7 protein-coding genes and 4 pseudogenes are annotated in these 10,263 nt (G+C 64.8%); 5 read left to right on the forward strand and 6 right to left on the reverse strand.

Translation table 11 applies throughout. The features are described from left to right. Positions 1 to 97 precede the first annotated feature (97 nt). Positions 98 to 778: a response regulator transcription factor gene (locus YO9_RS0108205; RefSeq protein WP_016997026.1), complete on the reverse strand. Its 681-nt coding sequence runs from the start codon at positions 776 to 778 to the stop codon at positions 98 to 100. Next, positions 775 to 1,967, reverse strand: a pseudogene (locus YO9_RS0108210) (sensor histidine kinase). The gene YO9_RS0108205 and the pseudogene YO9_RS0108210 overlap by 4 nt, the downstream one beginning before the upstream one ends. Before the next feature lie 230 nt (positions 1,968 to 2,197). On the opposite strand from YO9_RS0108210, the gene phoU reads away from it, so the two are divergent. Continuing rightward, a complete protein-coding gene (phoU, locus tag YO9_RS0108215; protein WP_016997027.1) occupies positions 2,198 to 2,896 on the forward strand; it encodes a phosphate signaling complex protein PhoU in 699 nt (232 codons plus the stop codon). A gap of 128 nt (positions 2,897 to 3,024) precedes the next feature. Here phoU and YO9_RS0108220 read toward each other — a convergent pair. Beyond that, positions 3,025 to 3,782 (reverse strand): annotated as a pseudogene (locus tag YO9_RS0108220) (phosphoglyceromutase). Between the two features lie 77 nt (positions 3,783 to 3,859). Between YO9_RS0108220 and YO9_RS0108225 the strand changes: the two are divergent. After that, positions 3,860 to 4,654, forward strand: a complete 795-nt coding sequence (locus YO9_RS0108225) for a class I SAM-dependent methyltransferase (RefSeq protein WP_031272923.1) — start codon at positions 3,860 to 3,862, stop codon at positions 4,652 to 4,654. 97 nt (positions 4,655 to 4,751) lie between these two features. Here the strand turns inward: YO9_RS0108225 and YO9_RS0108230 are convergent, their stop codons facing one another. Continuing rightward, positions 4,752 to 5,102, reverse strand: coding sequence for a DUF2516 family protein (locus YO9_RS0108230; RefSeq protein WP_016997030.1), 351 nt, complete (start codon positions 5,100 to 5,102; stop codon positions 4,752 to 4,754). A 9-nt stretch (positions 5,103 to 5,111) separates the two neighbouring features. Next, complete coding sequence (locus YO9_RS0108235; RefSeq protein ID WP_016997031.1) at positions 5,112 to 6,242, reverse strand: trans-sulfuration enzyme family protein; 1,131 nt, start codon at positions 6,240 to 6,242, stop codon at positions 5,112 to 5,114. Positions 6,243 to 6,336: 94 nt separating this feature from the next. Between YO9_RS0108235 and tmk the strand changes: the two genes are divergently transcribed. From tmk to YO9_RS0108250, 3 genes and pseudogenes are all read left to right on the forward strand, one after another. Beyond that, entirely contained in the window at positions 6,337 to 6,972 is a 636-nt protein-coding gene (gene tmk / locus YO9_RS0108240) for a dTMP kinase (RefSeq protein ID WP_016997032.1), read from the forward strand. Next, positions 6,969 to 8,095: pseudogene (locus YO9_RS0108245) on the forward strand (DNA polymerase III subunit delta'). The gene tmk and the pseudogene YO9_RS0108245 overlap by 4 nt, the downstream one beginning before the upstream one ends. A gap of 20 nt (positions 8,096 to 8,115) precedes the next feature. After that, positions 8,116 to 9,699: an alpha/beta hydrolase gene (locus YO9_RS0108250; protein ID WP_016997033.1), complete on the forward strand. Its 1,584-nt coding sequence runs from the start codon at positions 8,116 to 8,118 to the stop codon at positions 9,697 to 9,699. A 130-nt stretch (positions 9,700 to 9,829) separates the two neighbouring features. On the opposite strand, the pseudogene YO9_RS17600 reads toward YO9_RS0108250, so the two are convergent. Next, a pseudogene (locus YO9_RS17600) lies at positions 9,830 to 10,263 on the reverse strand (hypothetical protein); the annotation flags it as partial.

A 10,263-nucleotide genomic window follows, 5' to 3' on the forward strand; every position in this document is an offset into this window, starting at 1 on the left:
TCGGACCTCGTCCTCACAGGCCACGACGGACTGAGGGCCGCATCCCACACGGGATGCGGCCCTCAGTCCGTCGTGGCCTGTGAGGACGAGGTCCGACTCAGGCCTCGAACTTGTAGCCCAACCCACGCACCGTGACGATGTGGCGGGGCTGTGACGGGTCCGGTTCGACCTTGGAGCGCAGTCGCTTGATGTGCACGTCCAGGGTCTTGGTGTCCCCCACGTAATCCGATCCCCAGACCCGATCGATGAGTTGACCGCGGGTCAGTACGCGCCCGGCGTTGCGCAGGAGCATCTCGAGGAGCTCGAACTCTTTGAGCGGCATGGTGACGGACTCACCGTCAACGCTGACCACGTGGCGCTCCACGTCCATGCGCACCGGGCCGGCAGCCACGGTGGCGGTGATGAGCTCGTCCGGTTCCGCCCGACGGCGCAGCACGGCTCGGATCCGAGCCACCAGTTCACGGGAAGAATAGGGCTTGGTCACGTAATCGTCCGCGCCCAGCTCGAGGCCCAGGACCTTGTCGATCTCGGCGTCCTTAGCGGTGAGCATGATGATGGGAACGGTGGACCGCTGCCGGATCTGCTTGCAGACTTCCGTTCCTGACTGCCCAGGCAGCATGAGATCCAGGAGTACGAGATCCGCCCCCGCCCGTTCGAACTCGCTCACCGCGGACAGGCCGTCCGCCACCACGGTGACTTCAAAGCCTTCCTTACCCAGCAAGTAGGCCAGGGGATCGCTGAGAGACTCTTCGTCCTCGACCATCAGAATGCGGGTCACTTACGCTCCTCCTCTAGGTGCATACGTTCATTGGTGGAGGCGGCCACCGGACCGTTGTATTCGTCCAGGTCTTCCACTTGGGGAATGACCAGGGTGAACGTGGATCCTCGCCCGGATTGTGACCACACGGATACTTCTCCGCCGTGCTGAGCCATGACGTGCTTGACGATGCTCAGCCCCAGCCCCGTGCCTCCGGTTTGTCGCGAGCGAGCGCTGTCCACTCGGTAGAAGCGCTCGAAGATTCTGTCCTGCTCGACATCCGGGATGCCCGGACCCTGGTCGGTGACCATGATCTGGGCCATGCCGTCCCGCTCGCGCAAGCCCACACCCACGCGGGTGTTCTCGGGTGAATAACGCACGGCGTTGTCGATCAGGTTGCGCGTGGCGGTCACCAAGAGGTCCGGGTCGCCGTAGACCGGGAATTTGATGGTGCCCCCCACCTTGATGGAAATGCCCTTGTTCTCCGCGGTCAGGCGGGTGCGGTCCACCGCCTCACTCACCACCCTGTTCAGGTTCACTTCGGTGCCCTTGGAGACCACGTCCGTGCCCTGCAAGCGTGAGAGTTCAATGATGTCCTGGACCAACGCGGACAACCGCACGGCCTCCTTGTGGAGGCTCTTGGCGAAGTGCCGGACGGCGTCCTGGTCCTCGGCGGCGTCGTCGAGAGCTTCGGACAACAAACTGATGGCGCCCACGGGCGTCTTGAGTTCGTGCGACACGTTGGCCACGAAGTCGTTGCGGATGGATTGCGCACGCACGATTTCCGTCTGGTCGTCCGCGAGCAGGAGGATGTACTCCTCCGCGATGATGACCACGCGGATGTCGAGCACGATGGCGCTCTTCTCAAGCGGACCGCGGGTAAGTTCCAAACGCCGTTCCTCGACCACACCGTTGCGTCGGGTTCTGCGGATCATGTCCAGGAGTTCGGGATGAACAACAGTGTGTCCTCGAACGATCCCGTACGCGTAGGCGGCCGGGGAAGCGCGGATCACGCCGTCCACGCCGTCGACCACTACATAAGCCAGGCCCAGGCCGCGAGAATCTCCGCGGTGCCCTCCGGCAGGGTGGGTTCTTCCACCGTGACCACGGAACGGCGGCGTCGCTGGCTGACCCGCACGGCGATCAGTCCACTGATGCCGAGCAGGAATCCGACAAAGCCCGCCAACAGGGCAACCGAGGTCATGCTCACCTGCCCAGCTTAGACGGACGAATCGGGTGATCCGTGCGCAATCAGACCTATCCGAGCGGGGTTCAACCAACGTTCACCTTAGGATGAGCGTTAGTTCATTCGCCCCTGCGACTGTGAGAGCGCTCGTGCGTAAGTTAAATACCGCACCCCCCGCGTCCAGCCGCCGGCTGGACACCAACATCACGTAAGCTACGTGACCAACGAATGCTCTGAACGAAAGGACGCCCTCTGTGCGCAAGGTTTTCCAGGCTGAACTTCACCAGGTAGGTGAAGAGCTGATTCAGATCGCCACTCTTGTGCAGCAGGCACTGAAGAGCTCCAAGGTCGCATTCCTCGATGCGGACGTGCAGGTGGCCGAAGAGGTCATCTCCAACGACGCACGAATCGACTTCCTCCAGAACGACTTGGACGAGCGCGCCATCGACATCCTGGCGCTGCAGTCCCCCGTGGCCTCCGATCTCCGCATGATCGTGGGCGCTCTGCGTATGAGCGCTTCGCTCGAGCGCATGGGTGACCTGGCCCGCCACTTGGCTCAGCTGGCTCGTATGCGCTTCCCGGAGCCGGTGCTCCCCGAGGCCCTGAACCAGCACTTCGCCGAGATGTTCGACATTGATCTCCAGCTCATCGAACGAGTCATCTCCGTTCTCGAGGACCGCGACATGAGCGTTGCGGACGAGATCTATGCGCTCAAGTCCGAGCTGAACCAGAAGCACCAGCAGGTCTTTGACATCCTGGCCGATCCCAACTGGGATTCCTCGGTTCCCACCGCCGTGGACGTCACCCTGGCTTCTCGTTACCTCGAGCGCATCGGTGACCACGGCGTGTCCGTGGTTCGTAAGGTCTCCTACTTGGTCACCGGCGACTGGGCTCCCGTCTCCGATACCCACCCCACCGGTCACGGCCACATCGGTTCCGACACCGGCGAGTAATTAGGACTCCCGGAAACCGGGAGGCGCGTTACGATCCTGACGCACCACCCGGTCTCCCGATCCAAGCGAAGATCCATAGTAAAACGCCACCTCACGGTGGGGCGTTTTACATGGTCTGGAAACCGGGGTTACTTCTTACCCTGGTTGGCCACGGCCTTGATGGACTCGGCAGCGGCCTCCGGGTCCAGGTAGGTGCCGCCGACGGTCACCGGCTTGAGGTTCTGATCCAGCTCGAAGTACAGCGGGATACCGGTGGGGATGTTCAACCCGGCGATGTCCTCGTCCGAGATGTCGTCCAGGTGCTTCACCAGCGCGCGCAAGGAGTTACCGTGAGCGGCCACGAGCACGGTCTTGCCGTCCTTCAGATCCGGCACGATCTGCTCCTCCCAGTACGGCAGGAAGCGCTCCAGGACGTCCTTGAGGCACTCGGTGCGGGGCAGATCTGCACGTCCGCGTAGCGGGGGTCGTCAGCCTGCGAGAACTCCGAGGAGTCGTCCAACTCGGGCGGCGGGGTGTCGTAGGAACGGCGCCACACCATGAACTGATCCTCGCCGTACTGATCGCGCACCTGGGTCTTGTCCTTGCCCTGCAGGTCGCCGTAGTGGCGTTCGTTCAGGCGCCAGGATCGCTTGACGGGAATCCAGTGCCGGTCCGCCGCATCCAGCGCAATGTTGGCCGTGTTGATGGCGCGGCGCAACAGCGAGGTGTGGAGCACGTCCGGTGCGAGATCGTTGTCCTTGATCAGCTCACCGCCGCGCTTGGCCTCGGCCTTGCCCTTCTCGGTCAGCGGCACGTCCACCCAACCGGTGAACAGGTTCTTCTCATTCCACTCCGACTGCCCGTGGCGCAGGAGGATGAGCTTGTACGTTGCTGAATCATTAGCCATGACCTCATTCTTCCACCCGCGTGACCCGTTGGCACGTGTTATTCGCATGTGTCACCGAGCGCCGCTACAGTGTCGATGTGCCAGCTAGCTACCGTCCCGTAGGAACCATCACTCGGGGTACAACCAACCCCAACCGGTTGCGGCGGGCAGACCGTTACGTGGCCGGCCCGTTGGCACCAGTACTCCGCCGGGCGATCGATCCGCTCGTGGTCGATTTGGGCTTTGGCGCCGCACCCACCACCACGGTCGAGATGAGCGATCGTTTGGTCCGCGTACGCCCTGACGTTGACGTGGTGGGTGTGGAAATCGACCCGGACCGCGTGGCCACGGCACAGTTCTTTGCCCGGCCGGGATTGAGTTTTCGCCGTGGTGGCTTCGAGATTCCGGTCCCCGGGCGCTCCCCCGCGTTCGTGAGGGCCTTCAACGTGCTTCGCCAATACAACGAGGAGGACGTTCCGGCTGCGTGGGAGCTCGCGTGCTCACGCCTGGCTCCCGGCGGGGTGTTCCTGGACGGCACGTGCGACGAGATCGGCCGGCGGGCCACCTGGATCTGTTGCACATCCGCCGGACCGCAGTCCCTGACGATCAGCATGCAGTTGGGAAGCTTTGACCGGCCGTCCGATGTGGCGGAGCGCCTGCCCAAGGCACTCATCCATCACAACGTGCCTGGCGAGCGCATCCACCGTTTCCTGTCCGCCGCCGACGCCGCTTGGCTGACTCTCGCGCCCCTGGGCTCCTTCGGAGCGCGGCAGCGTTGGGTGGCCATGTGCGCACGATTGCGCGCAGAGGGCTGGCCCGTGTTGCACCGTGAATCACGTTGGCGTTTGGGAGAACTCACGGTCGCGTGGGACGCGGTGACGGCGCACCGGTAGGCACCGCTATGGACTCGCTGACATGACGATGGCCCCGTTCCATGAGTGAGGGTTATTCACTCATGGCCGGGGCCTGTAGTCGTTGACGCCGAGGGGCCTACCAGTAACCGGGGTTGCCGGACTCGCTGGACACGGCAGGTTTCACATCCGCCAGGTACACGCCGGAGATCGTGGCCGCGATCAGCATGAGAATCAGCGAACCCTGGCCCGGAAACCCGTTGCTGAACAACGCCAGGGTGGAGAACACGGCGCTCAACACGCTCACCACTGCAGCGCCGGCGGTCAACGCGAGCCAGAAGGTCTTGGTTCGTTTCCAGGCACGTTCGAACTGCGGCGCGGAACGGCGCACGCAGTCCAGTACGGCCATGAGGCTCAGTGCGGCCACCACCAGAGTGATGGCATAGTCCAGGTAGCTGGCCAGTGCAATGGCCCAGGGGATTGATGTCACGTTGTCAGTCTACCGATCTACCAGTTCGTCCAGACCCGCTTTCAGGTCCTCCCACAAGTCATCCACGTTCTCAATTCCCACGGACAGCCGCAACAGCGTGTCCGGCACGGTGTCCGGTTCGTCGTGATGACGACGACGCCGCTCCACCAGGGATTCGACGCCTCCCAGGGACGTGGCCGGGGTCCACACACGCAGGCCCTCCACGAGCGCTTGGGTCGCGGCGACGTCGGCGTGTGGGACGACCGAGATGATCGAGCCGAAACCGCCGTCCATCTGGGCCGCGGCGCGCTCGTGACCGGGATCGTCGGGTAGTCCGGGATAGCGGACTTCCGCCACAGCGGGATGTTCGCTGAGTCGACGCGCCAGTTCTGCCGCGCTGGCCATGGAACGGTCGAGTCGAACCGACAGGGTGCGCACACCGCGCAATGCGAGCCAGGCTTCGAAGGGACCGGGGATGGCGCCCTCGAGCGAGCGTTGCTTCTTGAGGTTCGCGCGCAATTCGGGAGTGGAGCAGACCACGGCGCCCAGAACGACGTCGGAATGACCGGCCAAGTATTTGGTGACCGAATGCACCACGAGATCCGCGCCGAGGGTGAGCGGGCGCTGCAGCAACGGGGTGGCAAAGGTGTTGTCCACGCACGAAAGCACGCCGGCCTCGCGAGCCGCGGCGAGGACCGCTGGCAGATCGGCGACCTCGAGCATGGGGTTGGTGGGGCTCTCCAGCCAGAGAACGTCCGCACCCTGGATGGCGGCGATGGTGGCCTCGGTGTCTGCGACGTCCACTGTGCTCACCGAGAAAATCCCGCGCTCCTCGAGGCGGTGGGCCAGCTGAAGGGTGCCTTGGTAGCAGTGCTGCGGCATCACCAGGGTGCCGCCCACGGGAACCAGGGTCAGCACGGAGGCGACCGCGGCCATTCCGGAGGCGTAGGCAAGCGCCGGAACCGGGGCCTCCTCGAGATCGGCGAGGACCTCCTCGAACGCTTCCCACGTGGGGTTGGTGAACCGCGCGTACGTGCGGTCCCGGTCGTTCAGGTCACCGGCACCCCGATAGGTGGAGGTGAGGACGACGGACGGGTTCACGGGAGCGTCGTGCTCGTGGGCGGGACGGCCGCCGGAGACGACCACGGTGTCTTTACGCATGCTTCCAGGGTAATGCGCGAGCGCCGCGGGACTCGCACTGCACCCAGGGATTTCCGCGTACAGCCTGTCGGTCCCGCTCGGTACAGTTGAGCGCGTGAATGAGACTGCGCGCGGTGCACTGATCGTCTTCGAAGGCGGGGACGGGGCCGGGAAATCCACCCAGGTCCAGGCGGTGGCGCGCGCCCTCGAATCCCAAGGGCGCACCGTGGCCCGCACGCGCGAACCCGGGGGCACTCCCCTGGCCGAATCCCTGCGCGGACTGGTACTCGATCCCGCTCATGCCCCGGTCGACGCCTATACCGAGGCCTTGTTGTTCGCCTCCGCGCGCGCGGATCATGTCAACCGCTTCATTCGCCCCGCCGTTGAGCGCGGCGAGGTGGTCATTTCCGACCGCTTCGTGGATTCCTCCGTGGCCTACCAGGGAGCCGCCCGTGGCCTGGGTCTGGAGCAGGTACAAGAGCTCAACGAATGGGCGTTGCGTGGGCTGACTCCCGACCTCACCGTCCTGCTGGACGTGGATACTTCCGTGGCCGAGAGCCGTCGCTCCGACCGTGGCCTGGCCGCCGATCGGATGGAGGGTGAGGACCGTGATTTTCACACCGTGGTCAATCAGGCCTTCCGGGATCTCGCCGCAGCCGCGCCGGAGCGGTACTTGGTGCTCGCGGCCGATCAGCCGGTCCAAGTCATTACCGACCGAATTCTCGAACGACTTGCGGAGGCGCTCTCATGACCGTGTGGGATCAGCTCGTGGGTCAGCACCATGTGGTGGAACAGCTCGAACGCGCCGCGCGGGACAACAACCCCACTCACGCGTGGCTGTTCACCGGCCTCCGGGTTCGGGGCGTTCCACGGCCGCGCGAGCGCTGGCCGCCGCTTTGTTGTGTGACCACGGAACGGGTTGCGGTGAATGCCACTCGTGCCGCACCGCTTTTGCGGGTTCGCACGCTGACGTGATGCATTTCGTCACGGAGAACCCCCAGATCAGCATCGACGAGGCCCGTGAGCTCGTGGTCAAGGCTCAGGACCGTCCGTCCGTGGGCCAGTGGCGCGTGATGATCGTGGAGGACGCGGACCGGATGACCGAGCGCACGTCCAACGTGATGCTTAAAGCCATCGAGGAGCCACCGCCGCACACCATCTGGTTGTTATGTGCGCCCTCCCCCATGGACGTCCTGGTCACCATCCGTTCGCGCTGCCGCCCCGTGACGCTCAAGGTGCCTTCCGCGCAGAACGTGGCACAGCTGCTGGTTAGTCGACACAGCGTGAGCCAGGAACGCGCTATCGAGTGCGCACGCTTGGCCCAGTGTCACGTGGGAATCGCCACGCGTCTGGCTCTTTACGACGACGCCCGCACACGCCGCCAAGAAGTGGTGTCCTTGCCGCTGAACATGCGCGGAGTGACCCAGGCCGTTCGTGCGGCGGACCGGCTCCACCGATTGGCAGTGGACGAATCGGCTGCCAACGCCGAAGCCCGCAATGACGAAGAGCGTGCGCAGCTGCTCGTGGCCCTCGGTGCCCCGGAATCCGGTCGCATGCCGCCCGCAATCCGCGGTGCCCTCAACCGCTTGGAGGCCGATCAGAAACGGCGCTCACGCCGAATCCAGACGGACACCCTGGACCGATTCCTGATCGACCTCACCACGTTCTACCGTGACGTGCTCAGCGTGCAGCTCCACACCGGGACCGAGTTGATCAATCAGCATCTGAGCGGCGACATCCACGACTACGCGGGCAACAGCAGCGCGGAGCAGACCCTGGAGCGCATCGACGTGATCAGTGAGACCAGGGACAGGATCCGTACCAACGTCAGTGCACAGCTCGCCTTCGAAGCCATGATGGTCTCGCTCGTCTGAGCGGCGCCGAAAGGAATCTTGTGACTCGTACCCGCCCGGCCCGATCGTTGGCCGCTTTCGTCGCCGTAGCAGCACTGACGCTGGCTGGCTGTGGTTCCCAGTCGAGCCAAGACACCGAGCCTGCGGCGACTTCTGAGGCCGACCCGAACGTCACCGCGGGAACTGATTCCGCGCTGGCCAGCTACTACGACCAGGACCTCTCGTGGGGTGAATGCGACTACCCCCAGGAAGATCAAGACGCCGCCGAGAACCTCGACTGCGCTCAAGTCAAGGTGCCGGTGGATTATGCGAACCCGGGCGCCGGAGACACGTTCGTGGAAGTTTCTCGATTGTCGTCTTCAGAGGATGATCCCCAGGGCACCCTGTTCCTGAACCCTGGCGGACCGGGCGGATCGGGCGTGGACATGATGTTGTCCGCCAGTTTCTTCGCCTCCACCTCGGTGCGCGACAACTACGACATTGTGGGCTTCGACCCCCGCGGCGTGGACCGATCCGACGGTATCGAGTGCCTGACCGACCAGGAAATGGACGAATGGCGTGCCGAGCCCGCGTTCGATCCGGGAACCGAAACGGTGGAGGACATGCGCGCCACCTACGCGGAGATCGGGACCAAGTGCAAGGAGAAGTCGTCCCCGGTGGTCTCCCACATGGACACCCAGTCCGTGGCCAAGGATCTGGACGTGATGCGCGCGGTCTTCGATCAGCCGGCCACCCACTACTTGGGCTTCTCCTACGGGACCGAAATCGGTGCGACGTACGCGAGCCTGTTCCCGCAGCGCACCGGCCGTTTCGTGCTGGACGGCGGCGTGGACCCCACCATGGACGAACGCGCCGTGACCCTCGATCAGGCCAAGGGCTTCGAGGACAACCTCCGGCACTGGGTCGAGGACTGCCAGGAAACCAATAACCGCTGCGTGGTCGGCAACGACGGCGTGGATGCCGGCATGAAGAAGATTCAGGACTTGCTGTCCACGGTCGCCGACGAGGAGATCACCGTGTCCGACGGGCGCCGCATCACCCCCGTGAACGCGGTGGAGGGCATCCTGGTCCCGCTGTACTCCACGGCGTCCTACCCGCAGCTGAATTCGGCACTCGACAAGGCGTTCGACGGAAACTTCGACGAGCTCATGAGCTACTCGGATTCCAACCACGGCCGCAATTCTTCCGGCGAGTACACGTCCAACGTCTCCGAGGCATTCACCGCGGTCAACTGCCTGGACACCGTCTCGCGCGATGTCTCAGAGCAGGACATGGCGCAGGCCGCACAGACCATGGAACAAGAAGCCCCCACCTTCGGCCCGTACCTCAGCTACGGTGACGCCGCGTGCCAGGGCTGGCCCGATCAGCCCGTGGAACCGCTCGAGTCCTTCGCCGCGGACACCGACCAGCCGCTGCTCGTGGTGGGCACCACGCACGATCCCGCCACTCCGTACGCCTGGTCCGAGGCCCTGGTCAACAAGCTCGGCAATGCACGGCTCCTGACCAACGACGGCTGGGGTCACACCGCGTACGTGTCCGGTGACTCGTGCATCAAGGACGCCGTGGATACCTACCTCGTCTCGGGGACGGTGCCGGACGAGGGCGCCACGTGCGGTAGCGCGTAGCGACGTCGCCCGGGCCGCTGGTTCGGCGGCAGCGCTGAGGTCACGATCCCGTGTGCCCGGATCCCGCACCCGGACGCGCGGGGATTGCATCGAGCTCAGGTAGCTGGAACCACCGGTAGCCCCAGCGCGGTCAGTACGGTCCGAGCCAGACCGTCACACTGCCGGAACGGCGCGGAGTTGGAATTTGGACGCGCAAAAGCCCCCACGTTCCAGGCCGAGGTGAAATGTCCCGCAGCGAACACGGTGGGCCGGACATCCCCTGCGCGATCGACACGTGGCCCGTGGACTCCACCACGAGTTTCCCGGTGCTGACGGTGGCGCCGTCCTCAGTTTCGAAGTTCTGCTCGACCCCCGCTCCGCTGGAGTGCACATGGTGCAGCGCCGGGTCTGCGGAAGAGACCACGGTGGGTGCCGGGAGCCGTGCCTCGATCCAGCTGTTCGCGGAGACGTCCGCACCGCCGGCCCGCGAGCGCGCGGAACGCCGGGGTCCCGTCGGGGCATCCTGGTGGGCGGTCGTGACCTCGAGATCGGGACCCAGGAACGTGATGAAACCCGCCCGGTGCA

Origin of the sequence: Kocuria atrinae C3-8, assembly GCF_000286355.1 — a bacterium.
Classification (GTDB): Bacteria; Actinomycetota; Actinomycetes; order Actinomycetales; family Micrococcaceae; genus Kocuria; species Kocuria atrinae_A.

What these genes read in the sequence shown, in the direction of transcription:
- YO9_RS0108235 (WP_016997031.1), bottom strand. Translation starts at nt 6,242, where the DNA reads ATGCGTAAAGACACCGTGGTCGTCTCCGGCGGCCGTCCCGCCCACGAG.